The sequence below is a fragment of the Kribbella soli genome (genome assembly GCF_004331345.1).
Lineage (GTDB): Bacteria > Actinomycetota > Actinomycetes > Propionibacteriales > Kribbellaceae > Kribbella > Kribbella soli.
The window spans coordinates 324,305-349,913 of record NZ_SJJZ01000004.1 but is presented as its reverse complement, the minus strand read 5'-3'; the positions used below and the strand labels follow the sequence as shown (position 1 = coordinate 349,913).

Here is a 25,609-nt window from a genome sequence, read left to right as displayed (position 1 = left end):
GACGTTGCCTGGAAGGTTCCTGTGAGCCGGGAATGCGTTCGCTCTTGCCATGGTTCGAAGGGGTAGTTTATTCTTGAACTATCAATCAGCGAGGAGCATGCCATGCCCGCCGTGACAGTCAGCGACATCACCGTCCTGCCCCGCGTCAGCCCGCAGGACTCGGCCAATGAGCGTTCGGTGAAGTCGGTGACGTCCGCGCCGAGCGGCTACGAGGGCGAGGGCTTTCCGGTACGGCGGGCCTTCGCGGGCGTCGACCTCCGCGACCTGGACCCGTTCATCCACATGGACCAGATGGGTGAGGTCGAGTACGCGCCGGGCGAGCCGAAGGGCACCCCGTGGCACCCGCACCGCGGTTTCGAGACCGTCACTTACATGCTCGACGGGATCATGGAGCACCAGGACTCCAACGGTGGCGGCGGCGTGATCTCCAACGGCGACACCCAGTGGATGACCGCGGGCAGCGGGCTGCTGCACATCGAGACCCCGCCGGAGCACCTGGTGATGAGCGGCGGCCTGTTCCACGGCATCCAGCTCTGGGTGAACCTGCCCAAGACGCTCAAGTGGGCGCCGCCGCGCTACCAGGACATCCGCGGCGGCGACGCCGCCCTGCTCTCGACGCCGGACGGCGGTTCACTGATCCGCGTGATCGCCGGCTCGGTCGACGGCCACAACGGCCCCGGTTCCACCCACACCCCGATCACGCTGGTCCACGCGACGGTCAGCCCCGGCGCGGAGATGGTGCTCCCGTGGCAGCCGGACTACAACGCCCTCGTGTACGTGCTGGCCGGTCAGGGCACCGTCGGCTCCGAGCGGCGCCCGATCCGCAAGGGGCAGCTGGCCGTCTTCGGTCCCGGCGACACGATCCGTACGGCGGCGAGCACGACGCAGCCGCAGGCGGAGCCGAACCTCGACGTCCTCGTGATCGGCGGCCGCCCGATCCGTGAACCGATCGCGATGGCCGGTCCGTTCGTGATGAACACCCGCGCCGAGGTCATCCAGGCCTTCGAGGACTTCCAGGCCGGCAAGCTCGGCAGCATCCCCGCGGTCCACGGCGCCCCGACCGAGCTGCGCAGTACCGACTAACCGCAGGACCGACTAGCCCTCGGGGTAGAACAAGAACAGCGTGCAGCCCTGGGTGGACTGTGGAACGTGGGACGACCCGGCCGGAGCGTGGATGAATGATCCGGCCGGGTAGTCGCGTTCACCGTCGTTGAACACCCCGTCCACGACGAACACCTCCTCAGGCCCCGGATCGTGGACGTCGATGCCTTTCCAGCTCGATCCCGGATCCATCTGCAGCACGAACGCCTTGGCGACTGCTCCGGACCACAGGGGCCGCAATCTGATGCCGGGAAACAGTTCGCGGACCGGTGCGTCGTCGACCGACGCCCATTCGTAGTTCTCCATACGTCCGATCCTCGCGCCGTCCACGGACCGAGACCCAGTGTCAGGAAAGTCCCGATCCGGTACTTTTCTGCCATGCATCGCGTCGTCGCACTGGTGGCCGCGCCGCAGGCGAGCTTCGAGCTCGGGTGTGCGGCGGCGGTCTTCCGCGATCCGCCGTACCGCTTCAGCGTCTGCACCGAACACCCCGGAAACCTCCGCACCACCGAGGGTTTCGACATGGTGGTGACGTCCGGTCTGCGCGCGCTCGACAGCGCCGGCACGATCGTCGTACCGGGTTGGCTGCCGATCAACCGCGAGCCGACCTCTGCGGTCCTGCGCGCGCTGACTCGAGCCCATCGACGCGGAGCGCGGCTCGTCAGCATCTGCTCGGGTGCGTACCTGCTGGCCGCGACCGGGCTACTCGACGGGCGCCGGGTCGCGACGCATTGGCGGTACGCCGACGAACTGCAGCGCCGATTCCCCGCGGTCCAGGTGGATCCGGACGTGCTGTACGTCGACCACGGCGATGTGGCGACGAGTGGCGGGTCGGGGACCGGGATCGATCTGTGTCTGCATCTGGTGCGCCGCGATCACGGGGCGTCGTACGCCGCCTGGGTTGCCGGGCGGATGGTGATGCCGCCGCATCGTGAAGGTGGTCAGGCGCAGTACCGCTCGAAGGAGCCAGGGCCGAAGGACGGCGGTGAGTCGCTGGGAGGCTTGCTCGACTGGGCTGTTGAACGCCTGGGCGAGCCGATCACGGTCGACGACCTCGCTCGGCGGGTGAACCTCTCGCCGCGGACGCTGGCGCGGCGCTTCGAGCAGCAGTTGGGTGCTGCGCCGGGGCAGTGGTTGCTGGCCCAGCGGATCGCCAGAACACGTGTTCTGCTGGAGGAAACGGAACTTTCCGTCGACGCGATCGCCACCCGGGTCGGCCTCTCGTCCGCGACCAATCTGCGCAGAAGGTTCCGCGCCGCACTCCACACCACCCCGAGCGCCTACCGCCGCGCGTATCAGGGCAGGTAGGCCCTGTCTGGTGATCCATCGCCTACTGTGCGGCACTCGGCACGGCACCTCGCCGCTACGGCGCTGGATCACCAGACAGGACCTAGTCGCCGGTGTCGTCGAGCGTGATGTAGTGCTCGATACGCGGGTCGTCCGGATCCCCGCCGTACAGCTCGACGAAGCGTCGCGCCGCGGGCGGTCCGCCGTACTGCGGGTTGAGTGTGCCGCGCAGGCTCTTGAACATCAACGAGAGGTCGACGTACCGGTCGCCGGTCCCGAGTCGGCTGAGATCCAGGACGCCGGTGAAACGCAGTGCCGTCGGATCGATGAAGACATTGGGTGCTGCGTAGTCCCCGTGTGTCACGGCGGTGCCGGCTCCCGGGAAGGGTGAGACGAACGGGCAGTCGGTGAGCTCGTCGAGCGCCCGCAGACCTGCGGCGATCGCCGCGAGTACGGCGGGACGGTCGCGCGCCGGCCATGGTTGGGACGCGTCGCGGCCGGACAGCTCCGTGGTCAGCAGCCAGTTGTTGCCCTGGTCAACGATGCGCGGGCAGGGGAAACCGGTGCCGGACAGCCACGCCAGTCGCTCGGCTTCGACGCCGACGCCTTGACCTGCCTTGTAGTACAGGCGTTCCGGGCCGCGGTCGAGCCGGACCACGGTCGCGTCGGAGTGGCCGACCGAGATCGGTTCGGCGCCGTCAGCGCCGAACCGATCCTGGAGAAGATTCAGATCCACTCACCGAAGGTTACGGTGCAGTGCCGAGATCAGCTCCCCATTTGTCGTGTCACCGTCGAGCGACCAGATCATCGCGCCGCCCAGATCGCGGTGCGAGATGTACTGCGCTTTGCGTTTCATCTCGACCGGGTCGTCCCAGGTCCAGAACGTCGTACCGTCGAAGAGCCACGCGAACCCGGCGCGGTTGTCGCGGTAGACCGTGTAGTTCGCCAACTGTGCCTTCAGATAGCGGTAGTCCTCGGTGCCGGCGTCGAACGTCGAGGGCGCCGGACCGGTCGACGGCTGGAAGAGGCCGTGGTTCTGGTTCGTCACGCCGGTCCAGCCGTGCGAGTAGAACGGCACGCCCATCACCAGCTTGCTCCGCGGTGCGCCACGGGCCAGGTAGGCGTCGATCGTCACCTGTGAGCTGAACTCCGGTGTCGTCGGATCGCCTGCCGGTCCGTCGATCGCGGACTGCTGGTTGGTGAGTGTCTCCCACGGACCGTGGTAGTCGTACCCCTGCGTCGTACCGAACGTCAGGTCCTTGAACAGTTGACGGACCTCGAAGCCGCGGTCGATCATCGCCGGGTTCGCAGGCAGGAACGCAGTCAGGTCGTGCCTGCCCGGCAACCGGTCGAGTTGCTTGCGGTACTCGTGCACCAGCGCGGTGAAGTTCTGCTTGTCCTCCGGCCGGATCACGTTGCCCGGATTGCCTTCGCTGGCAGGCCATTCCCAGTCCAGGTCGATGCCGGTGAAGATGCCTTTCGCGGCGCCGGCGGGAAGGCCGGGCAGGTTGCCCTTGAGCCAGAGGTCCAGGCACGACTTCACGTGCGCGGCCCGCGAGGCCGGCGAGAGCGCCGCGTCGGAGAAGTGCGCCGAGCCGGTCCAGCCGCCGAGCGAGATGCTGATCCGGAGCTTCGGGTACTTCTGCTTCAGTTGCTTGAGCTGATTGAGATTGCCGTTGAGCACCTGTCCGGGCTCGTCGGCCTTGCCGTTGACGCTCTGCTCGGCGGTGAACGGTCGCTGGTAGTCGGCCCACGGGTCGCTGCTCAGGCAGTTCCCCTGGGCGTCGACGAAGCCGAACGCGTAGTTGATCTGGGTCAGCCGGGCCGCGGACCCGTTCTTCACCAGATCGCTGACCAGAAAGTTCCGGCCGTACCCACTCCAGTTGGTGTAGTACCCCACCACTCGTTTGGTGCTGCCGTGCGCTTCGGCAGGTACGGCGGCAGTCGTTGGCACGACCATCGCAGCCGCCATCAGCAGCCCCACACTCCGACGCCTCATAACACCCCCATCGGACGGTTCCTGCGCACACAGTAGGACCACCGCCCGACTTACGCAATGTCTCTGCAAAAACTACAATCACCACGATCCGACTGACGGGATTCGTCAATCGTTTGCTGGTCGCGGCGGAGGGCGTGGATAGGGTCGGTGGTATGACGACTGTTGGTGCGGAGCTTGCGTCGGGTGGGGTTTTGCGGGCCTCGATCAATCTGGGGAATCCGGTGTTGGCGCAGGGGACCGTGGAGGCGCCGGGTGGGGTAACTGTTGATATTGCGCGGGAGCTGGCGCGGCGGTTGGGGGTGGAGTTGGAGTTGGTGTGTTTCGATGCGGCGCGGAAGTCGTTCGAGGCGATGACGACCGGGCAGGCGGATCTGTGTTTTCTCGCGATCGACCCGGCGCGGGCGACCGAGGTGGCGTTCACAGCGCCGTACGTCGTGATCGAGGGCGTGTTCGCCGTACCGCGGGATTCCGGGCTGACGACGGTCGCCGAGGTGGATGCGCCGGGTGTGCGGATCGGGGTGAAGCAGGGGTCGGCGTACGACCTCTACCTGACCAGGACGTTGCAGCAGGCAACGGTTGTCCGCGGGGCGGAGGGCGTCGACGTGTTCCGCGACGAGGGTCTCGAGGTAGCGGCCGGCATCCGTCAGCCGATCACCCGGTACGTCGCCGAGCACCCGGAGCTGCGTCTGATCGACGAGCGGTTCATGCAGATCCAGCAGGCCGTCGGCACCGCGAAGTCGAAGCACCCGGACACGGTCGCCTACCTGCACGACCTGATCGAGGACCTGAAGTCCTCGGGCTTCATCGCCGCGTCGCTGGCCGCCTCCGGTCAGGCCGACGCCACGGTTGCACCGCCCGCCTGATCCCACCTGCCCTTACGGGTAGTGACGAGGCAACAACCTGCCGTGGCAGGTGGTTCTGGCAACCATTCGATAGAGTCCGGACATCTATCGGTGAGTGGCCGTACGACTCCGCTCTGTGAGTGGTCTAGTGCGGCCCGCTGTGAGGACAACCGATCGGGAGGGACTCATCGTGGTATCCACACCACGATCGAGGCGCCTCGGCGTTGCCGCCGTCGCCTTGATCGCTGCCTTCGGGCTCGCTGCCCCGGGCCAAGCAATAGCCGGCCCCCAAACACCAACCGACCGCCCAGCCTCCGTGAAGGGGAAAGACCAGAGCGTCACGCTGATCACCGGCGACCGGGTCACCCTGCGGGGCGGCGACCCCGCCCGCGCCACGATCCGGCCCGGCAACGGCCGGACCGACGTCGCGTTCAGCTCGTATCGCGTGAAGGATCACCTGTACGTCGTACCGTCCGACGTCAGCGCCCGCCTGGCGGGCGGGAAGCTCGACAGCCGCCTGTTCGACGTGACCGCCCTCATCAAGGACGGGTACGACGAAACGCTGCCGCTGATCGTCACCTACAGCGGCAAAGCCCAGAAACGCGCCGCGATACCGGGAGCGACCGTCTCGCGCCAACTGCCCGTCATCAACGGCGCAGCGCTGAAGGTCACGAAGGACTCCAAGGTCCTGGACGGGGCCGGTATCGACAAGATCTGGCTCGACGGCAAGCGCAAGGTCACGCTGGACCAGTCGGTCCCGCAGATTGGCGCGCCGACCGCCTGGCAGGCGGGCTACACCGGCAAGGGCATCCCGGTCGCGGTGCTCGACACCGGCATCGACAAGTCGCACCCCGACCTCGCCACGCAGGTGGTCGGCGGCAAGAACTTCACCGACGCCCCGGACGGCGACCACTTCGGTCACGGCACGCACGTCGCCTCGACGATCGCCGGTACGGCGGCAGCCTCGAGCGGCAAGTACAAGGGCGTGGCCCCGGACGCCAGGCTGTACGACGGCAAGGTCTGTGACGACTTCGGCAGCTGCCCGGACTCCGCGATCCTGGCCGGGATGGAATGGGCCGCGACCGAGGTCAAGGCCAAGGTCGTCAACCTGAGTCTCGGCGGCACCGACACCCCGGGGATCGACCCGCTCGAGGAGGCAGTGAACCGGCTGACCGCGCAGACCGGCACCCTGTTCGTGATTGCCGCCGGCAACGAAGGTCCGGGTGAGCAGACGATCGGCTCGCCGGGCAGCGCGGACGCCGCGCTCACCGTCGGCGCGGTCGACAAGCAGAACCAGCTGGCCGACTTCTCCAGCCGCGGTCCGCGCGTCGGCGACGGCGCCGTGAAGCCTGACATCAGCGCGCCGGGTGTGTCGATCGTCGCCGCGAAGGCGAAGGACTCGATCATCGGCGAACCGGTCGGCGACGACTACCTACGCCTGGACGGTACGTCGATGGCGACGCCGCACGTGGTGGGATCGGTCGCGATCCTTGCGCAGGAACACCCGAACTGGAAGGCTGCCGAGCTCAAGGGCGCGCTGATGGGTTCGGCCAAGCCGGCCGCGGACCAGACCGCGTTCGAGCAGGGCGCCGGCCGGGTGGATGTTGCCAAGGGCATCAAACAGACAGTGATCGCCGAGCCCGGCAACGTCTCGTTCGGTACGGCGGTCTGGCCGCACGACGACGATGCCCCGGTCAGCAAGACCGTGACGTACCGCAACCTCGGCGACCAGCCCGTCACGCTCAACCTGGCCGCGTCGTTGAACGGCCCGGACGGCAGCCCCGCTCCGGCTGACGCGCTCAAGCTGAGCGCAACCACTGTCACCGTTCCCGCCGGCGGCACCGCCACGGTCCAGGCGACCTCGAACACCAAGCACGACGGCCCGGACGGCATGTACTCCGGCCGCCTCACCGCGACCGCGGGCGACGTCAGCGTCACGTCGGCGATCGGCGTGGACAAGGAGAAGGAGAGCTACAACCTCACCCTGAAGGCGATCGGTGCGGACGGCAAGCCGGCTCCGTTCGACGGCGCCCTGAGCGCGCTGGACCGGAACCTCTTCCAGTTCCTGGGCGACGGCACTGACACGCTCAAGGTGCGCCTGCTGAAGGGCGAGTACCTGGTGCAGAGCAGCCAGTACGTCGAGTTGCCGAACGGCGACCTCGCCAGCTACGGGCTGCTGCAGCCATCGGTGAAGCTCACCGAGGACACCACGGTGGTGTTCGACGCGCGGACGACGAAGCCGGTCAAGGTGACCGTGCCGCAGGCCGGCGCGGAGGCCGCACTCGCCGATGTCGGGTTCGACCGGACGTCCCCGGACGGTCAGTACGGTCTGAGCTACTCCAAACTGTCGTTCGGATTCGGGGCGATGTACTCCGCGCAGGTGGGATCGTCGGTGTTGCCGCCGGAGCAGTTGACCAGCCATGTCTCGTCGCAGTGGGCGAAGCCGGACGCCGACGGGTCGTTCAACAACTCGCCGTACATCGTCGGTCAGCTCGACACGTTCCCGGGCGTGTTCCCGACCGGGTTCGTGCGGGCCGTCAAGGCGAAGGAGCAGGCCACACTCCAGCAGTCCGTCAACGCCACCAGCGACCGCGAGCACGAACGGGTCGTGTTCGGCAACGGGCCGGGGATGAACGGCGGCTGGGCGGTCGGGCTGATGTACGGCAAGGCGCCGCTCACCACGACGGCGTACGTCGACGGCAAGCCGGCCACCTGGCAGACCGAGGTCGACGAGATCATCCCGAGCACGGATCCGGAGGACCCGTTCCCGCAGACGATCAGCCGGCTCATCTCGCCGTACAAGGAGTACCGGGCCGGCAAGTCGTACGGCGAGCGGTTCAACGCGGCGGCGTTCACGATTGCGCCGGACGCGGCGATCCGGGTAGAGAACAACCTGCTCCTGTCGGCCTACGGCCTCGGTGACGCGGACGGGAACGGCGGGTTCATCGCCACTGACTCGGAGTCCAGCAAGCTGATCCAGGACGGGAAGGTCGTGGCCGAGTCGCCGTTCTTCGGGTACGTCGAGGCGTCCGATCTGCCTGCGGCGAAGACGACGTACACGCTGGAGTCGACGCAGGCGCAGTCGAAGAGCCCGTTCGCCACCCGGACCGATCTGCGGTGGACTTTCAGTTCGGCGGCCACGTCCGAGGAGACCAGGCTGCCGCTGCTGGGTATCCGCTACCAGCCCACGGTGGACGTTCACAACGTGGCCGAGCGCAAGCCGGTCACTGTGCTGCCGGTTGTGGTGGCCCCGCAGGCCGGGCAGGAGTTGCCGGTGATCCGCAAGCTGAAGGTCCAGGTGTCCGGCGACGACGGTAAGACCTGGAAGAACGCCGCGGTCGCGCCGATCGGGCACGGCCGGTACAAGGCGATCTTCCAGACGCCGGCCGGGAAGTCCGTCTCGCTGCGGTCGCACCTGGTCGACGGCGCCGGCAACGTCACGGACCTGACTGTCATCGGGTCGTACGCGATGCGCTGACGACGCAACCCCGGAGACCGGTTGCCGCGTTCTAGGTGGTGCGCAGACAACCGACTTTTGGGGTGAGGCAGTGAGCTCGAGATCTACGCGCAGAGGAATGCCCGCGATCGCCGTCCTGGCGGTCGCGGGCCTTGCCGTCGGGGTGATGACACCGGCCGATGCGGCACCGTCCGCCGAGCCGGCAACCAAAGCGGCGACCGGTGGCAAGGACGTCAGCGTCACGCTGATCACCGGCGACCGGGTGCGGCTGGCCGGCGGCGACGTCACCAAGGCGACGGTCGAGCCCGGCGCAGGCCGGGAGCACGTCGGCTTCAACACCTACCGGATCCGGGACCACGCGTACGTGATCCCGGCCGACGTCTACAAGGCAGTCGGAGAAGGACGGATCGACCGTCGGCTCTTCGACGTCGCCGAGCTGGTCAAGGACGGGTACGACGACGCGTCGACGAGCACCATCCCGGTGCTGACGACGTACGCCGGCACTGCGAAGCGCGCCGTACCGGCCGGAACGCGGGTCACGCGGCAGTTGCCGTCGATCAGCGGCGCGGCGATGAAGGTCAGCAAGAGCAATGCCAAGGCGTTCATGAGTTCGGCGGGGTTCAGCAAGCTGTGGTTGGACGGCAAGCGGAAGTTGCTGCTGGACCAGTCGGTGCCGCAGATCGGCGGACCGGTTGCATGGCAGGCCGGGTACACCGGCAAGGGCGTGTCGGTCGCGGTGCTCGACTCCGGTGTCGACGCGACCCATCCGGACCTCGCGACGCAGATCGCGGGGGAGAAGAACTTCACCACGGAGTCGGCGGACGACCTGGTCGGCCACGGTACGCACGTCGCGTCGACGATCGCCGGCACCGGTGCCGCGTCGGACGGGCGCTACAAGGGCGTGGCGCCGGACGCGCGCATCTACGACGGCAAGATCTGTGAGGTCTGGGGTTGCGACGAGTCCGCGATCCTGGCCGGGATGGAGTGGGCCGCGAACGAGGTCAAGGCGAAGATCGTCAACCTCAGCATCGGCGGCCAGGACACACCGGAACTCGACCCGATCGAGGAGGCCGTGAACCGGCTGACCGCGCAGTCCGGCGTCTTGTTTGTCATTGCTGCCGGCAACGAAGGTCCGGGCGACGGGACGATCAGCTCGCCCGGCAGCGCGGACGCGGCGCTGACGGTCGGCAACGTGACCAAGCAGGACCAGCTCAACGTGACGTCGAGCCGCGGGCCGCGGGTCGGCGACAGCGCGCTGAAGCCGGACGTGACCGCGCCGGGCACGGACATCGTGGCGGCGAAGTCGAAGGACTCCTCGATCGGTGAACCGGTCGGCGACAAGTACCTGCGGCTTTCCGGTACGTCGATGGCGACGCCGCATACCGCCGGCGCTGCCGCGATCCTGCTGCAGGAGCACCCGTCCTGGACGCCGGCCGAGGTGAAGGCGGCGTTGATGGGTTCGGCGAAGGTCGCGGCCGACCAGACGTCGTTCCAGCAGGGCGCCGGGCGGATCGACCTGACCACGGCGATCAAGCAGACCGTGGTCACCGAGTCCGGCAACGTGTCGTTCGGAAAGGCGACGTACCCGCACTCCGACGACCAGCCGGTCACGCGCGACGTGGCGTTCCGCAACCTGGGTGACGCGGCTGTCACGCTGTCGTTGACGTCGGTGCTGAACGGTCCCGACGGTGCGGCGGCTCCGACCGGCGCCCTGAAGCTGAGCGCCGACTCGGTGACCGTTCCGGCCGGTGGTACGGCGTCTGTGCAGGCGACGTCGGACACCGCACTCGGCGGCGCAGACGGGCTTTACAGCGGGCGGATCACGGCGACTGGGGGCGGCCAGACGGTCGTCGTACCGGTGGGTGTGGACAAGGAAGGTCCGACGTACAACCTGACCGTCAAGCTGATCCGGCCCGACGGTGCACCGGACCCGGACTACCCGATGTCGCTGACCGGCATCGACAACAATCAGCACGACCTGTACTCGCCGGACGCGACCGGGACGGTGACGCTGCGGCTGCCGCAGGGCGAGTACATGCTCGACCAGTTCCAGGAGTTCGAGCGCGGACCGGAGGACTGGATCTTCTTCATCCTGACCGCGCCCAGTGTGAAGCTCACCTCGGACCAGACCGTTGTCCTCGATGCGCGGAAGGCGAAGCCGGTCACCACGTCGGTGCCCAAGGCCGACGCGAAGCAGGCCAACTCGGACATCGGCTTCGATCGCAAGATCAAGGACGGCACGTACATGTACTCGGCGGGCGGGTTCCTGTCCGGGACGATGTACACGTACAGCGCCGGGCCGCGGCTGTCCGCGGCCGAGCTGACCGGGCACGTCACGTCGCAGTGGGGTGTGCCGGGCGCGGACGGGTTGTTCACGAACACGCCGTACCTGTACGGGATCGCGAACTACTTCCCGGGCGAGTTCCCCACCGGATTCGACCGGAAGGTGAAGCAGTCCGACCTCGCGACCGTGGACAGCACGGTCAACGCGACCGCGGATGCCCGGGTGTTCAAGATGCTGCACCCGGTGATGCCCGACGGTGGTGGCGGTTGGGCTCGCGTCATCCGCGTCGACGTACCGCGGACGATCCGGTACTACCTCGACGACACGCAGTACGGCTGGTCCGGCCGGACCGAGGAGGACACGGACGGCGCGGACTTCCCGTTCCCGAAGTGGAGCCTGGAGGGGAAGCCGGTGCTGTACAAGGCCGGCCGGTCCTACCAGGAGCGGTGGAACGCGGCCACGTTCGTGCCGTCGGTGTACGCCGCGACCCGATCGGGGAATGCGCTGAACATCGCGCTGTACGGCCTCACCGACGCGGACGGGCACGTCGGCTCCATCACCCGGACGTCGGCGAGTACGAAGCTCTACCGCGACGGGACCGAGCTCGGGTCCACGCCGTACTTCGGCAACGTCGACGTCGCGGATCTGCCCGCCGGCAAGGCGTCGTACAAGCTGGTCACGACCGGCACACAGGCGCTGTGGCCGTTCTCGACCCGTGTCGATCTGGAGGCGACGTTCACGTCGTCGGCGGACCAGACGAGCGTTCCGATCCACACCGTCGCGTTCCGGCCGGAGCTGGACGGGAACAACACGATGGAACGCAAGCCGGTCACCGTCGTGCCGTACGAGGTCAAGGGCGGTGCGGTGGCGAAGGTGAAGATCGAGTACTCCGGCGACGGCGGGGCGACCTGGCGCCAGGCACCGGTCACCGGCGGCAAGGCGATCTTCCCGACGCCGGCCGGTAAGAGCGTGTCGCTGCGCTCCACCGCGACGGACGCGGCCGGGAACAGCACCACGCAAACCGTGATCGCCGCCTACAACCTGCGGTGAGAGCAGCAGAACGGCCCCCGGAGTACATCCCGGGGGCCGTTCTGTCAGGTGTTGTCAGCCGATCAGGCCGAGGTCCTTGACGGCGGCGCGCTCCTCGCCCAGCTCGGCGGTCGAGGCGTCGATCTTGCCCCGGGAGAACTCGTTGATCTCCAGGCCCTGGACGATCTCCCAGTTGCCGTCCTTGGTGGTCACCGGGAACGACGAGATCAGACCCTCCGGGACGTCGTACGAACCGTCGGAGACGACCGCCATCGAGGCCCAGTCACCCTCGGCCGTGCCCTTCAGCCAGTCGCGGGTGTGGTCGATGGTGGCGGCCGCGGCGGAGGCCGCCGACGACGTGCCGCGGGCCTCGATGATCGCGGCGCCGCGCTTCTGCGTGGTCGGGAGGAAGTCGTTCTCCAGCCAGGCCTGGTCGTTCACGAGCTCGGCCGCGTTCTTCCCGGCGACCTCCGCGTGGAAGATGTCCGGGTACTGCGTCGAGGAGTGGTTGCCCCAGATCGTCAGCTTCTTGATGTCGGTGACGTGGCTGCCGGTCTTCTTCGCCAGCTGCGCCAGCGCCCGGTTGTGGTCCAGCCGGGTCAGCGCCGAGAACCGCTCGGCCGGGATGTCCGGCGCGTTGCTCTTCGCGATCAGCGCGTTGGTGTTCGCCGGGTTGCCGGTGACGGTGATCCGGATGTCGTCGGCGGCGTGGTCGTTCAGCGCCTTGCCCTGGACGGTGAAGATCGCGCCGTTCGCCTCCAGCAGGTCGCCGCGCTCCATCCCCTTGGTCCGCGGCCGCGCGCCCACCAGCAGCGCGACGTTGACCCCGTCGAAGACGACGTTCGGGTCGTCGCCGATCTCGATCCCGGCGAGCGTCGGGAACGCGCTGTCGTCGAGCTCCATCACGACGCCCTCGAGCGCCTTCAGCGCCGGGGTGATCTCCAGCAGCCGCAGCTCCACCGGCGTGTCCGGCCCGAGCAGCGCCCCGCTCGCGATCCGGAACAGCAGGCTGTAACCGATATTCCCTGCGGCCCCGGTAACGGCCACCTTCACCGGTGTAGTGCTCACGACATGCTCCTAGCTCATCCGATTGTGTGCTTGGGACGCTAGCAAGCCAGGTGTCTCAGCCCAACGCTGGGGCAGTACGTAAGAGGGTGTCTGAGGGCCCTGCGCCTACTGCGGGGCACTCGGCACGGCACCTCACCGCACGGGTGCAAAGGCCACGATGCTCCCGCATCGAGACCTTCGCCCCCGCACGCCGATGCACCGCACCGAGCACCTCCTCGCTACGGCGCAGGGCCCTCAGACACCCTCTAATACCTCACATCTCGATGGATCATTCACCGACCGGTCATCCGGCGTACGTCGGTCCGCCGCAGCGGTGCCCGAGGGTTGCTTCCAGTTCCTGACCCGTAAGGAGAACCCTCATGAAGCTGTCCGCCCGGCTGGTGCCGGTCGCCGTCTCGGCGCTCGCCGTGACCGCGTCGGTGCTCGTCCCGCAGACCGTGCCGTCAGTGCAGACCGGGCAGTCGGTGCAGTCCGGGCAGGCGAGCACGTACGACGACTTCGTGATCGTCGGGCACCGTGGCGCGTCCGGGTACCGGCCCGAGCACACGCTGGCGTCGTACGAGCTGGCCGCCCGGATGGGCGCCGACTTCATCGAGCCGGACCTGGTCTCCACCAAGGACCGGGTGCTGGTCGCTCGGCACGAGCCGGAGATCGGCGGTACGACGGACGTCGCGAACCACCCCGAGTTCGCGGGCCGGAAGAAGACCAAGCTGCTCGACGGGGTCGCGGTGACGGGCTGGTTCACCGAGGACTTCACGCTGGCCGAGCTGAAGACGCTGCGTGCGGTCGAGCGGATCCCGGCGGTCCGGCAGCACAACACGGTGTTCAACGGGCACTACCAGATCCCGACCTTTCAGGAAGTCATCGACCTCAGCAAGCGCCTGTCCAAGGAGCTCAGCCGGCCGATCGGGATCTACCCGGAGACCAAGCACCCGACGTACTTCGCCCAGCAGGGTCTCGCGCTCGAGCCGGAGCTCGTGCGGACCCTGAACCGCAACGGCCTGAACCGCCCGGGCGCCAAGGTGTTCGTGCAGTCCTTCGAGGTCTCGAACCTGAAGGCGCTGCACAAGGAGCTCCGCGTCCCGCTGGTGCAGCTGACCAGCTCGAGCGGTGCGCCGTACGACTTCGTGGTCTCGGGTGACAAGCGCACGTACGCCGACATCGTGAGCGCTCAGGGGCTGCGCGAGGTCGCGACGTACGCCGATGGTGTCGGGCCGAGCAAGGACCAGGTGATCCCGCTCGACGCGACCGGCAAGCTCGGCAAGCCGACCGCACTGGTCGCCGACGCGCACCGGGCCGGCCTCGTTGTGCACCCGTACACGTTCCGGGTGGAGAACACCTTCCTCCCGGCCGAGTTCGACAGCTCGGCGGTGCCGGCGGACTCGGGCAACCTGTTCGGCGAGATCGCGGCGTACCGCAAGGCCGGGATCGACGGGCTGTTCACCGACAACACCGACGTCGCGGTGGCCGAGGAGCGCGAGGCGCGGTAGGCCGTCTGAAAAGATGACCGAGTGGAGCGGCGGACCGGGTCGGGGATGGCGAGTGTCGAGGCGCAGGCGGACGGGACGTTCGTGCTGCGGGTCGACGGATCGCCGCAGTCGCAGGTGGATCTGGCGGACCCGGGGAACCTGTCGTTCGAGTACATGCGCCGGATCGGTGACGTCGTGGACGCGATCGCGCCACGGCGTCAGCCGGTCGCGGTGGCGCACGTCGGCGGCGCCGCGCTGAGCCTGCCGCGGTACGTCGCCGTGACGCGACCGCGGTCGCGGCAGATCGTGCTCGAACCCGACGAGGACCTGACCGAGTTCGTCCGCGAGGCGCTGCCGTTGCCGAAGCGGTCCGGGATCAAGGTCCGCCCGGTCACCGGCCGCGCGGGCATCACCGAGCTGTACGACGACTCGATGGACCTGGTGATCCTGGACGCCTTCGAGCACGAGGCGGTGCCGGCGAACCTGGTGACGGCCGAGTTCTTCGCGGAGTGCGCTCGCGTGCTGCGACCGACCGGCGTACTGATCGCGAACCTCATCGACGGGAAGGCCGGCCTGCCGTTCATCCGGCGTACGGCGGCGACGGTACGAGACGTGGTCGGCGCGGGCGTCGTCCTCGCGGAGCGGAAGATCCTGCGGGGCAAGGGATTCGGGAACGTCATCATGGTGGCGTCACCGCAACCCGTACCCGACCTGACGGACGCGGGCAGGCGGGCGCAACCGCCGTACGACGTGATGCCGTTGCAGGAGCTCGCCGGGAAAGCGGCGCCGCTGACCGACGCGGAAGGCTATGTCACGCCGCGGGCGCCGGCCTCAGCCTTCCGGAGCTGAGGCGTTCTACGGCTTCGGCGACCGCGGAGCGCTCGGCCGGTGTTGCACCGATCGTGCGGACGAGGTGGTCGAGGCGATCGCCACTGGGGAGCCGGGTGCCGCGCAACCACGCCTGGATCGTCGCTCGCGGGATCCCGGTCTGCTGCTCCAGCGCTCGCAAGGATCGCGGCCGGGCGAGCGCCGCGACGGCGGTGCCCAGGTCCTCGAGGCTGTCCGCGTTCTCCAGCAGGCCGACGATGTCGCGCGGGTCGCGACTCGCCTGCTGCCATCGCCGGTGCCAGACCGGCAGCAGATCCGCCGGGACGCCACAGCCGGTGAGGTAGGCGGCCGCCACCTCCCAGGTCGGGAGGTGCTTACCGCTGGTCGCACGGATCAGGTGCGGATGCGAGTAGTGCGCGCGGTCCGCCAATTGGCGGTAGCTCAGACCCGCCTGACGACGTACCCGTTGCAAGGCGGCGGCGAAAGCTGCGACATCCTCCACGTGTTCAAACATAACTCAACATGTTTCAACAGAGCAAGGCCGGTTAGGCTGGGCCTGTGTCTGTCGCAAAGGTTGCCGCCCTGGCCTACTACCCGGTGAAAGGTCTCGCCGGGGTCTCCGTCGAGTCCGCCGAGGTCGGACCGACCGGTCTGCTGCACGACCGGCTGTTCATGCTGGTCCAGCCGGACGGGTCGTTCCTCAGTCAGCGCAAGCTGCCCGCCATGGCCACGCTGCGCGCCGAACCCGTCGGCGACGCGCTCCGGCTGTCGGCGCCCGGCGCCCCGGACCTCGAGATCGAGATCCGGTACGACGGGAAGCGGCGTGACGTCAGCCTGTTCGAGAAATGGTTCGGGCAGGGCATCGTGCAGGATCCGGCCGCGGACGAGTGGTTCACCGCGCGGCTCGGTGCACCGACAGCCTTGGTCCGTGTAACGCCCGAGCATGAGCGGCCGGGCTGGGGCGTGCATCGCGGGCTGACCGGGTACGGCGACGCGCACGCGCTGATGATCACGTCGCAGGCGTCACTCGACGGACTCAACGCCCGCATCCTCGAACGCGGCGGCAACGCGATCCCGATGAACCGCTTCCGGCCGAACCTGGTCGTCTCCGGGTGGGCCGAGCCGCACACCGAGGACAAGGTGCTCCGGATGACCGCCGGCGCGGTCGAGATCGGGTACTCCGCGCGCGGGATCCGGTGCGCGGTGCCGACCGTGGATCAGGCGACCGGCGCCAAGTCCGGGCCGGAACCGACCCGGACGCTGGCGACGTACCGCCGTGAACCCGCCTACGGCGGCGGGGTGAGCTTCGGCGTCAAGGGCGCAGTACTTGCCCCCGGCAACATCCGGGTGGGGGACGAGATCACCGTCCAGGAATGGATCCCGGACGGCGCCGACCCCGCGCCGGACCGCCGCTAGCAGCCGCCGCTAGCAGCCGACTCGGTAGCGGCCGGTGACTGCCTTGTAGGTGCAGGTGTCGAACGTCTTGCCGGCCGGGGTCTGGAAGCGGGCGGTGTCGCCGGTGTTGTTCCAGATGTACCAGCTCTGGTTCCAGTAGAGCGTGAGTGCGCGGTTCCGGTTCTTGCCGGTGCGGACGATGACGGTCGACCGGCCCGGGAGCACGTAGCCGCGCGGGAACACGAACAGGTGGTTGGCCGCGTCCAGGACACGGAAGCCGGACAGGTTGATCGGCCGCGAACTGATGTTGCGCACGGTGAAGAACTCGTTGTTCAGCTGAGCGTTGGTGCGGACATCCGCGCCCGGCGGGTCGTACTGGATGCCGCTCAGGACGACGGTGATCGCCGCGTCGGCCGGCAGTGGCGCGAGCGCCGCCGTACCGGCCAGCACCACGGCGGCCGTGGCAGCGGAAAAGAGCGTGCGGAAGCGTCGTGCGAACAAAGGAATGTCCCCCTTGGCAGTGGGCCGAATTCCCCCCGGCCCGATGAATGCAACTGCCGGTTCCCCCCGGCGCACGCACGCCATCCGTCACGCTCCGTGCTCGTCAAGCCCTCAACCAAGGCTGGTCGCGACGCCGTGCTCCAGCAACCTGACGCGGTCCTCCAGTCCGGCGTCACGGAACGCAGCGATGAACCGCTCCGGGCCCTCGCTGAAGTGGGTCCAGCCCTCCGTGTGGACGGGGATGATCGTCGCCTGGCCGAGGATTCGCGCGGCCTCGACCGCGTCCGTCGACGTGAGGGTGAGGTTGGCGTTGTCGAGCAGACCTGTCCGCGCTGCTCCGGCGAAGAGGACCGCGATGTCGATCGGCGCGAACCGGTCGGCGATCTCCTTCACCAGGCCGAGTGACGCGTTGTCACCGGAGACGTAGACGGTCGGGAGGCCTTCGCCCTGCAGGACGAATCCGGTGACGAAACCGACGACCGCCTCGGCGCCTTCCGGGCCGTGCAGCGCTGGTACGCCGGTCACCGTGATCACGCCGCCGTCCGGCCGGGGCAGGTCGATCGACTCCCAGTTCTTCAGCCCACGGACGCCGGGGATGCGGACGGCAGCGCCGGGGGTGGAGAGGACGGTCGGGATGGACGGCAGCAGTGCGCGGCCGGCGTCGTCGAGGTTGTCCTTGTGCTCGTCGTGCGAGACCAGCGCGACGTCGATCGGGCCGAGCTGCGTGGCCGGGATCGCCGGGCCGGTCAGCTTGGTCATCACCCGGCCCGGGAGTTGGTAGTCGCGGGGCTCGTCGAACGCCGGGTCGATCAGGAACGTGAGGCCGCCGAGATTCAGGACGGCGGTCGGGCCGCCGATGTGCGTGATCTTCATGACCACGATCCTCCGGCCTCGCGGTCGGTCTCACCATTGGCCCGCGAGTCACAGTTCCCGAAGATCGGGCCATACTGTCTTCATGCGTACTGTCGCGGTCCTCGCGTATCCCGGGATGAGCCCGTTCCACCTGTCCGTGCCGTGCCTGGTGCTCGGCGAACGCCGCGGGCTACCGAGCCGGTACGACGTACTCGTCTGTGCGGAGGAACCGGGATCGTTCCCCACCAGCGCCGGCTTCGGGATCACGGTGGAGCACGGGCTCGAGGCGATGGAGCGGGCCGATGTCGTGGTGCTGCCGAGCTGGGAGCCCGGTCTGGTGGCCTCCGACGTACTGCTGGAAGCGATCCGGCGGGCACATGCGCGGGGCGCCACCGTGGTCGGGCTGTGCATCGGGGCGTTCCTGGTGGCGGAGAGTGGGCTCGCCGAAGGGCGCGAGGTGGTGACGCACTGGCGGTTCGCCGACGCACTGCGGGCGCGGTATCCGGACCTCAAGGTGCGCGCCGACGTGCTGTGGTCGGATCAGGGGGATGTCGTCACTTCTGCCGGTACGGCGGCCTCGCTGGACTGCTGCCTGCATCTGGTGCGCACGCATCACGGGGTCGAGGTGGCGGAGAAGGTCGCCCGGGACATCGTGGTGGCGCCGCATCGGAGCGGATCGCAGGCGCAGTACATCCCGGTGCCGGTGCCGCCGGACCCCGCCGACGACGTGATCGAGAAGGCGATGGTGTGGGCGCGGGCGCGGCTCGACCAGCCGGTGTCGCTGGACGAGTGGGCGGGCGCGGTGGCGATGTCACGGCGTACGTTCACCCGGCAGTTCCGGGCGCGGACCGGGAGCTCGGGGCAGGCGTGGTTGTTGCAGCAGCGGCTGGACCGGGCGCGGTTGTTGCTGGAGACAACGGACCTGTCGGTCGAGCGGGTGGCGACGGAGAGCGGGTTCGGGAGCAGCGACGCGCTCCGGCACCACTTCCACGGGTTGCTGGGGACGACGCCGCAGCGGCATCGGCAGGAGTTCTACAGCACGAGCAGGATGTAGATCACCGGCGCGGCGAACGTGATCAGCAGGATCCAGGCCATCATCCGGTGCGCGGGCTTCCCGCGGTCGAGCGACGACGCGAAGTAGAGCACGGCGCCTTCCTCGGTGTGCCGGCTCAACCCCATCCGCCGGGCCTCCTCGGGCCGCGGATCCGGGCGCTCCTCGGCGAACGCATCCGGATGAATCCCGAAATGCGCCGGCTCCGCCCGATCCACATCATCCCGCTCGAACATCCAACCTCCCGCAGGCCGGTGAACCAGCTCATCACCCCCATGGTCCCACTGCTCGCACCGCCACGCAGGCACAAACCCCATTTCGAGCGCCTCCAAGGCCCGCCCGAGGGGGTTATGCCTGCGTGCAGCTCCGCACTTACGAGAAGTTCGCCACCCACACGTTGCGGTCGGCCGTGCCGGTCAGGCACAGCAAGATCTTGCAGTGCTCGGTATATCCGAAGCCCACCGCCCCGGTCGTCAATCCACAGTTGAGGATCGTGCTCCGGCTCTGGGTCATCATCTGATCGAACGCCTGCTTGGCCTTCCAGTCATCGCCGCCTGCCGCGCTCATCGATCCGCCGCTCGCGTTGAGACGGCTTGTGGACTTGGACCGGCTAACGGCATCGGACCGTGCACTCTTGGTCATGTCGGTGTCACGCTTCAGCGGAGCGCAGCCGTTGCTTGCGCGCGCACTGTCGATCATGTTGAACACCTGCAGCTCGATCGACTCCATCGAACCGTTGTCCGCAGGCGTGGGCGGCGTGGTCGGCGTTGTGGTGGTCTCGGTCGGCGTGGGGGTGGGGACTGTGCGGCCCGGGGAAGTCGGCGCCGTGGTGGGGTTGCTGGTCGGGGCCGAGGTTGGGGCGGTGGTGGGGGACTTGGAGGACTTGGTTGTGGGGGTGTCCGTCGGCGTGTTTGTCGGAGTGTTGGTCGGGGTCTTCGAGGGGGTTTCCGACGGGGTGCTGGTGGGGGTGGCCGTGGGGGTCGCCGTTGGCGGGACGGTGACTCGGGCCGAGGGGGTTGCGACGGCTGCCTTGGTGGTGGGGGTGATGTAGGTGTCGTCGGTGCGGGTGACGATCGGGATGGATGCGTCCGCCTCGTCGTTCTGCGGCTGGTGCAGCAGGATCCACGAGATCGGCGTGATCACCAGCAGGACAGAGGCGATCGCAATCACCGTCCGCCGGCCGCGGGCCGATCGCCCAGCCGCCGCCGACCGAGCTGCTGTACGCCGTCCCGGACCACTGCCGCCAGGACCGCCAGGCCTACCCGGCCCAGAGGACCCACGCCCGCCGGCACCTGCGGCAGCAACGTGCTCGGTCCCAGCGTCGTTCCCACCGAGCTCAGACCCACCAGCCGCGTCCGCGCCGGGTTCGCCGAGGCCGAATGTGCTTGCGGCTGCTCCGGTGCCCGCTGCTCCGGCGCCGAACGCGCTCGCAGTTGCTCCGGTGCCGAAGGTGCTCTCGGAGCTTGGTTCGGGGCGTGCGGTTGAGCGGCGGGTGGCGGCTGCGGCCAGGTCGTCGGCGGCTGAGCTGCTTGTACCCGCGCGACTCGAGGCAGCTGCCGCGCTGTCCACGCCCGCAGCACCAGTCAGCCCGGCGGTGCGCGGGGTGCTGTCGGTGCGGTCCGAGGTCGGGGTGGAGGGGGCGCCGCCTAGGGAGGCCCAGTCGTCGGCTGCTCGGCGGGAGGACCAGGTGCCGGCGGTTTCGCCGAGCGGGGCCGGGGCAGCGGTCTCCGCGGGGCTCTCCGTACGGGCGGCTGCGCGGCGTGCTCGGGTCGGCGGCTCGGGGTCGGCACCCGCGATCGACTGGTCGACCCACGACGGCGTACCACCAGCAGGCCGCCGGTTCCCCAGACCCGCAGCCGGTTCCTCGGCCGGTCGAGTGGGCAGACCGGAGTCGGTGTCGGGAGCGGTGTAGCTGGGCAGCGCGCCGCGCGGGGCGTACTGCGGCGTGGCGGGGCGTGACTGGTTGCCGCCGGCCCAGAACGGGGACTCGCTGGACGTGGCGCCCTTCGGCGCGCTCGCCCAGAACGGTGACTCGTCGCTGGTCCGCGGCGCGTACCGCGGCGGTTCGGGTGGTGCGGGCGGGGTGGTTTCCGCAGGCGGAGTGGGCCGGTTGCCGGACCGCGACGAACGGGAGGCCGCTCGCGTCGCTTTCCTGCGTGGTTTGTACCGGCCGTTGCCGGACTCGGACATTATTTCGTTGTTCCCTTCAAAGTCGCGCCCCCAAGACGTGCCTCACCTGATCGAGACGCCTCACACGCCGTCTCACCGGAGCCCCCCAGGAACGTCCGGCAACATGACAAGGACGGATCTACCCGCCGCGACCGACCGTGAATCGGCCGGACATTGTGGCCCTGGAACAACGTTCTGGCCACTCTCGGTGTTCTAGACACGATGACAACCACGATGGCTACCCGGTCTCAGCTTCTGCCGAAGTCCTGGACCCAGCTGCCCGGTCCCCAGTCCGACCGCACCTGGCCCGGGTCGTACCCGACGCCGATCGTGGTGAACCGGCAGTTCAGGATGTTCTTGCGGTGCCCGTCGCTCTGCATCCAGGCCGCGACCACCTTCTGTGCGCTGTCGTAGCCGGCCGCGATGTTTTCGCCCCAGCCCGACCCGCGGTACCCGGCGGCCGCCATCCGATCGCCCGGGTCCTGTCCATCAGGGTTCGTGTGGTCCATGTAGTGCCGGCGGACCATGTCCGACGCGTGCTTGCCGGCCGCTTCGACGAGTGCACTGTCCAGCCGGAGCGGGCCGCAGCCCTGCTGTTCACGGATCTGGTTGGTGTACTCGAGGACCTGCCGCTCCTGAGTGTTCGTCCCGCCACCGCCGGTCGGCGGCTGCGTGGTTTCACTCGGCGTCGGGTCGGTCGACCGCGTCTTGGTCGGCGTACGAGTCGGTGTCCGGGTAGGCGTCGTACTCGCGGTCTTCGTCGGCTTCGGCCTGCCGGTCTGGGTCGGTGTACGGCGTGGCGCGGTCGGCGACACGGTCACCGTGGTCACGCCGACGGTCGCAGTCGGCGTGGTGAGCACGTTGCTCGGCGTATCGCTCGACGCACCTGGGCTGGCCGGGGTGGAAGAGGACGCGGCCGCGCCGAACGCCGGCGTACCGAGAACTGCTGTCGTCGTGCGGCCGTTCGGCAAGGTCTTCGTGACGGTGATCAGCGGCGTGCCGGCCGTCGTACCTTCGACCGCCGATCGGCCGTCGACGCGGGTGTCCTCGGAGACGTACTGGACGTCGGTGGCGTCGGCCTGCGTGGTGTCGCGAGACATCAACCAGACCACCGGTCCGATCGCGACCAGGACCGAGAGCGCGCTGACGACCGGGGCGACGAGGCCACGGCTCCGCCGGGGCGCTCTTCTGCTGCCGCGGTGCCGCCGGGGGGTAGGCGAATCCGTCATGGGATGGGCGAATCCTCTTCGTTTTTCGTCGTACCGAGTTGCGCGTCGTTCCCCGTGGTCCAGCCAGGTCCCCCCTGGTCTCACCGAACAGCGACCTTAACCGACGTGCAAGGTCATCGTTACGGAGGCGAATGCCCTCTTAACGAATCCTGAAGAAAACGATTGACTGAACGCCGTGGTAACCCGGTCAGCCGCCGAAGTCCTGCACCCAGCTGCCGTTGCCCCAGTCCGGCTTCACCTGGCCGCTGTCGTAGCCGATGCCGATCATCGTGTAGCTGCAGTTGAGGATGTTCGCGCGGTGTCCGGGGCTGTTCATCCAGCCCTTCACGACCGAGGCCGCGCTCGTGTAGCCGACGGCAATGTTCTCAGCCATCGCGCCGCCCCGGAACCCGGCCGCCTTCATCCGGTCGAACGGGCTGCGGCCGTCCAGGCTGTCGTGCGCGAAGTAGTGCTTGGCCACCATGTCGGCGGCGTGCGCCTCGGCGGCCTGGGTCAGCGACTTGTTGGTCCGCAGCGGTCCGCAGCCGGCCTTCGCACGCTCCTGGTTGGTCAGGTCCAGTACCTGCGCCTCGGCCGGCCCGGAGGTCGGCTTCGCGGTCTTCGTCGTCCTGGTCGGCGTCGGGGTCGTGGTCGTGGAACGGGTCGGCTTCGGCGACGTCGTCGACCTGGTGGGCTCGGGCGTCCGCGTGCTGCCCCGGCTCGGCGCCGACGTCGTCCGCGTGGGCTTCGGCGTCACGCTCTTGGCCGTCGAGGGGGTCGTGGAGGGAGTACGGCGAGGCGTGTACGTCGGACTCGTCGGACGGACCGGTGTGGCCGACGACGCGTCGTCGCTCGCGGTAGCCATCGACGTGATCGGGTCCGCCTGGCTCGTCACCTTGCTGCTGTCCGACTGACGCAGTACGAACCACCCGATGCCGGCCAGCAACACGAGAGCCGACAGTGACGCGATGAGGGGACCGGCCACACCGTTACCGGGGGACCGTCTGTGGTTCGTCATGGTCTGCAGCCTTGCCCAGGGCAGCGCCCGCCCACGCGCGCAGGCTGCAGCACTTCACGAACCTTTGACTATCGCAAGCGTTTCAAACGTCCGCGCGAATCACCGTGAACGGGCGATGACGATATCGGCGATCACCTTCCAGCCCAGGCTCCGGTACAGCCGCAGGCCGTCGATCGACGCGATCAGGATGCCGCGTTTCGCACCCTTCGCCGCGGCCGCCTCGACCAGCGACGCCATCACGGCGCTGCCGAGGCCGCGCCGGCGGTGTGCCGGGTCGGTCTCGATCCGGTCCGCGACCGCGTCCTCGCCGACGACCGCCATCCGGCCGCTCGACACCACTCCGCCGTGCATCGTGGCGCGGGTGATGATCAGGTCGTCCTCGAGCTCGGTGTGCAACGTATAGCGCTCGTGCAGCTTCAGCGCCGGCTGCTCCGAGAGCTGGATCGTCATCAGCCAGTCCTGGTCCTGCTGGACCTCGAGGCCGAGCTCCTCCAGTTGCTCGATCCTGGCTTCCTTGTCGTCGGTGGCCAGCGTGATCCAGCCCGAGCCACGCCCACCGCCGTCGGCGAGTGCCAGCTGGGCGGCGCGTTCCACCCGTTCCGGTTTGTCGTCGGCATCCAGTACGACGTACTCCGTCGGCCGGCTCTCCTCACCTGCCCGGACGATCAGGATTCCGTCGTTGTCCTCCTCAACCGTGGTCCAGCCCCGCGAGACGGACCACCCGGCCTGCCAACGGCGGACGAGTTCCTCACGATCTCTCACCCGTCGATTCAAGCAGCCCGGCAGCGCGACGGCGAGGGGAACCGGTGTCGTTTGTCACCAACTCGCCGTAAACCACTGCCTGCAGCCGGTCACCACGGCTCTCTGGGAGGTCAGTGGCCGGGGTGCTCAGTGGCGAGGAGGTCGTAGGTGAGGAGGTTGTCGTAGGTGCCGTCGCGGCGGGGGTCGGCGAGGCGTTCGTCGGCGACCTGCGTGAATCCGTTGGCCTCGGCAACGTGCGCGGACGCGGTGTTCACATCGGCACACCTCAGCACCAGTCGCCGCCGGCCCAGACCGCCGTCCTCGACCGGACGGAACGCGTGGTCGATCACCAGCTGGACCGCGGTCGACATCACCTTGCGGCCGCGCGCGTCCGGGTGCATCCAGTACCCGATCTCGCCGATCGTGTTGTCGATCCGGTTGTTCAGGCCGAAGATGCTGACGTTGCCGAGCAACTCGTCGGTGACCGCGTCGACGATCGCCCAGGCGACCGCGTCACCGCTCGCCGCCGCGTCCGGCCGGCTCGCGATGAATCCCTTGGCGTCCTCGAGTCCGTACGGCGACGGCATACCCGTCAACCACTGCTGCGTCCGCTCGTCGGCGCATGCCTCCATCACCCGTTGCGCGTCCGATTCGCGCAGCTCCCGCAGCCGGATCGCGCCACTGTCGAGCACGGGCACCGCCCACCAGTTGCCCTTCGGCTCGAGCTCGTCGTCGCGGCCGATGGTCGCGACCCACTCGTCCTTCCGTACGCCGCGCGACCGCCCGCCGCCCGGAATCGTCACCAGGCCACGGAATCCGGTCTTCCACGCAACCCGGCGGCTCGCGTAGTTGCCGACGTACGCACGCCAGATCACGCGCTTCCAGTCGAGGCCGTCGAACGCGTACCGCACCACCAGCTTCAGCGCGCGCGTCATCACCCCGTTGCCGCGGACCTCCGCCGACACCGCGAACCCGACCTCGCCGACACCGCCCTCGCCGTCGCGCAGGTCGATGGTGCCGACGTAGTTCCCGTCGTACTCGATCGCCCAGGCCCAGGCGGTGTTGTCGCGCCAGCCGGCCGGGACCACCTCGGTGAGGAAGTTCACTGCGTGCTCGTGCAGGTACGGGACCGGGATCGTGGTCCATTCCTGCATCACCGGGTCCTGGCACATCCGGTACGCCGGCTCTACGTCGGCGGCGGTGTGCGCACGTAGGGTCACCACGCCGTCGGTCAGCACCGGGACGTCCTCGGGAAATCGCATGCTTCAGGGTGACGCGCTGCCACCGGCCGGGCAACACATTTCCCTGCC

The 25,609-nt window shown here is 68.7% G+C and carries 22 protein-coding genes; 9 read left to right on the top strand and 13 right to left on the bottom strand.

The features are described from left to right. The first annotated feature begins 102 nt into the window (after positions 1–102). Complete coding sequence (locus E0H45_RS32490) at positions 103–1,083, top strand: pirin family protein (RefSeq protein WP_131344542.1); 981 nt, start codon at positions 103–105, stop codon at positions 1,081–1,083. A gap of 12 nt (positions 1,084–1,095) precedes the next feature. Here E0H45_RS32490 and E0H45_RS32485 read toward each other — a convergent pair whose 3' ends face one another. After that, positions 1,096–1,407 (bottom strand): cupin domain-containing protein, encoded by a 312-nt coding sequence (locus E0H45_RS32485; RefSeq protein WP_131344540.1) that lies wholly within the window; start codon positions 1,405–1,407, stop codon positions 1,096–1,098. Between the two features lie 72 nt (positions 1,408–1,479). On the opposite strand from E0H45_RS32485, the gene E0H45_RS32480 reads away from it, so the two are divergent. Beyond that, a complete protein-coding gene (locus tag E0H45_RS32480; RefSeq protein WP_131344538.1) occupies positions 1,480–2,409 on the top strand; it encodes a helix-turn-helix domain-containing protein in 930 nt (309 codons plus the stop codon). 82 nt (positions 2,410–2,491) lie between these two features. On the opposite strand, the gene E0H45_RS32475 is transcribed toward E0H45_RS32480, so the two are convergent. Further along, positions 2,492–3,124 carry a phosphotransferase gene (locus tag E0H45_RS32475; protein WP_131344536.1) on the bottom strand — a complete coding sequence of 211 codons (633 nt, stop codon included), beginning with the start codon at positions 3,122–3,124 and terminating at the stop codon, positions 2,492–2,494. Beyond that, on the bottom strand, positions 3,125–4,387 hold the full coding sequence (locus E0H45_RS32470) for a glycoside hydrolase family 18 protein (protein WP_131344534.1): 1,263 nt from the start codon (positions 4,385–4,387) through the stop codon (positions 3,125–3,127). 152 nt (positions 4,388–4,539) lie between these two features. On the opposite strand from E0H45_RS32470, the gene E0H45_RS32465 reads away from it, so the two are divergent. The 3 genes from E0H45_RS32465 to E0H45_RS32455 all read left to right on the top strand — a co-directional run bounded on the left by E0H45_RS32465 (position 4,540) and on the right by E0H45_RS32455 (position 12,020). Then, positions 4,540–5,250 (top strand): transporter substrate-binding domain-containing protein, encoded by a 711-nt coding sequence (locus E0H45_RS32465; RefSeq protein WP_131344532.1) that lies wholly within the window; start codon positions 4,540–4,542, stop codon positions 5,248–5,250. Between the two features lie 295 nt (positions 5,251–5,545). Further along, the gene (locus tag E0H45_RS32460; RefSeq protein WP_238155458.1) at positions 5,546–8,707 is read left to right on the top strand and encodes a S8 family peptidase; all 3,162 of its coding nucleotides are present in this window, start codon (positions 5,546–5,548) and stop codon (positions 8,705–8,707) included. Between the two features lie 97 nt (positions 8,708–8,804). Beyond that, positions 8,805–12,020, top strand: a complete 3,216-nt coding sequence (locus E0H45_RS32455; protein WP_131345889.1) for a S8 family serine peptidase — start codon at positions 8,805–8,807, stop codon at positions 12,018–12,020. A gap of 54 nt (positions 12,021–12,074) precedes the next feature. On the opposite strand, the gene E0H45_RS32450 is transcribed toward E0H45_RS32455, so the two are convergent. Further along, positions 12,075–13,067, bottom strand: a complete 993-nt coding sequence (locus E0H45_RS32450) for a malate dehydrogenase (RefSeq protein WP_131344528.1) — start codon at positions 13,065–13,067, stop codon at positions 12,075–12,077. 359 nt (positions 13,068–13,426) lie between these two features. Here E0H45_RS32450 and E0H45_RS32445 point away from each other — a divergent pair, with 359 nt between their 5' ends. Then, positions 13,427–14,557, top strand: a complete 1,131-nt coding sequence (locus tag E0H45_RS32445; protein WP_131344526.1) for a glycerophosphodiester phosphodiesterase — start codon at positions 13,427–13,429, stop codon at positions 14,555–14,557. Between the two features lie 21 nt (positions 14,558–14,578). Then, complete coding sequence (locus E0H45_RS32440) at positions 14,579–15,385, top strand: spermidine synthase (RefSeq protein ID WP_131344524.1); 807 nt, start codon at positions 14,579–14,581, stop codon at positions 15,383–15,385. On the opposite strand, the gene E0H45_RS32435 is transcribed toward E0H45_RS32440, so the two are convergent. Beyond that, the gene (locus E0H45_RS32435) at positions 15,348–15,866 is read right to left on the bottom strand and encodes a helix-turn-helix domain-containing protein (protein WP_165546676.1); all 519 of its coding nucleotides are present in this window, start codon (positions 15,864–15,866) and stop codon (positions 15,348–15,350) included. The two genes, E0H45_RS32440 and E0H45_RS32435, sit on opposite strands and share 38 nt — an antisense overlap. Before the next feature lie 56 nt (positions 15,867–15,922). Between E0H45_RS32435 and E0H45_RS32430 the strand changes: the two genes are divergently transcribed. Continuing rightward, a complete protein-coding gene (locus tag E0H45_RS32430) occupies positions 15,923–16,780 on the top strand; it encodes an MOSC domain-containing protein (RefSeq protein ID WP_131344520.1) in 858 nt (285 codons plus the stop codon). A gap of 9 nt (positions 16,781–16,789) precedes the next feature. Here the strand turns inward: E0H45_RS32430 and E0H45_RS32425 are convergent, their stop codons facing one another. Next, the gene (locus tag E0H45_RS32425) at positions 16,790–17,260 is read right to left on the bottom strand and encodes a lamin tail domain-containing protein (protein WP_202872637.1); all 471 of its coding nucleotides are present in this window, start codon (positions 17,258–17,260) and stop codon (positions 16,790–16,792) included. A gap of 111 nt (positions 17,261–17,371) precedes the next feature. Next, on the bottom strand, positions 17,372–18,133 hold the full coding sequence (locus E0H45_RS32420; RefSeq protein ID WP_131344516.1) for an MBL fold metallo-hydrolase: 762 nt from the start codon (positions 18,131–18,133) through the stop codon (positions 17,372–17,374). Between the two features lie 82 nt (positions 18,134–18,215). On the opposite strand from E0H45_RS32420, the gene E0H45_RS32415 reads away from it, so the two are divergent. Further along, positions 18,216–19,166 (top strand): GlxA family transcriptional regulator, encoded by a 951-nt coding sequence (locus E0H45_RS32415; protein WP_131344514.1) that lies wholly within the window; start codon positions 18,216–18,218, stop codon positions 19,164–19,166. Here the strand turns inward: E0H45_RS32415 and E0H45_RS32410 are convergent. The 6 genes from E0H45_RS32410 to E0H45_RS32385 form a co-directional block, all read right to left on the bottom strand. Then, positions 19,145–19,399: a hypothetical protein gene (locus E0H45_RS32410; protein ID WP_131344513.1), complete on the bottom strand. Its 255-nt coding sequence runs from the start codon at positions 19,397–19,399 to the stop codon at positions 19,145–19,147. The two genes, E0H45_RS32415 and E0H45_RS32410, sit on opposite strands and share 22 nt — an antisense overlap. A gap of 136 nt (positions 19,400–19,535) precedes the next feature. Then, positions 19,536–21,353, bottom strand: coding sequence for a CAP domain-containing protein (locus E0H45_RS43455; protein WP_238155457.1), 1,818 nt, complete (start codon positions 21,351–21,353; stop codon positions 19,536–19,538). 227 nt (positions 21,354–21,580) lie between these two features. Continuing rightward, complete coding sequence (locus tag E0H45_RS32400; protein WP_131344511.1) at positions 21,581–22,561, bottom strand: CAP domain-containing protein; 981 nt, start codon at positions 22,559–22,561, stop codon at positions 21,581–21,583. A gap of 187 nt (positions 22,562–22,748) precedes the next feature. Next, a complete protein-coding gene (locus E0H45_RS32395) occupies positions 22,749–23,558 on the bottom strand; it encodes a CAP domain-containing protein (protein ID WP_131344509.1) in 810 nt (269 codons plus the stop codon). A gap of 99 nt (positions 23,559–23,657) precedes the next feature. After that, positions 23,658–24,320, bottom strand: a complete 663-nt coding sequence (locus E0H45_RS32390) for a GNAT family N-acetyltransferase (protein ID WP_131344507.1) — start codon at positions 24,318–24,320, stop codon at positions 23,658–23,660. A 110-nt stretch (positions 24,321–24,430) separates the two neighbouring features. Continuing rightward, positions 24,431–25,561, bottom strand: a complete 1,131-nt coding sequence (locus E0H45_RS32385; RefSeq protein ID WP_131344505.1) for a GNAT family N-acetyltransferase — start codon at positions 25,559–25,561, stop codon at positions 24,431–24,433. Positions 25,562–25,609: the final 48 nt, after the last annotated feature.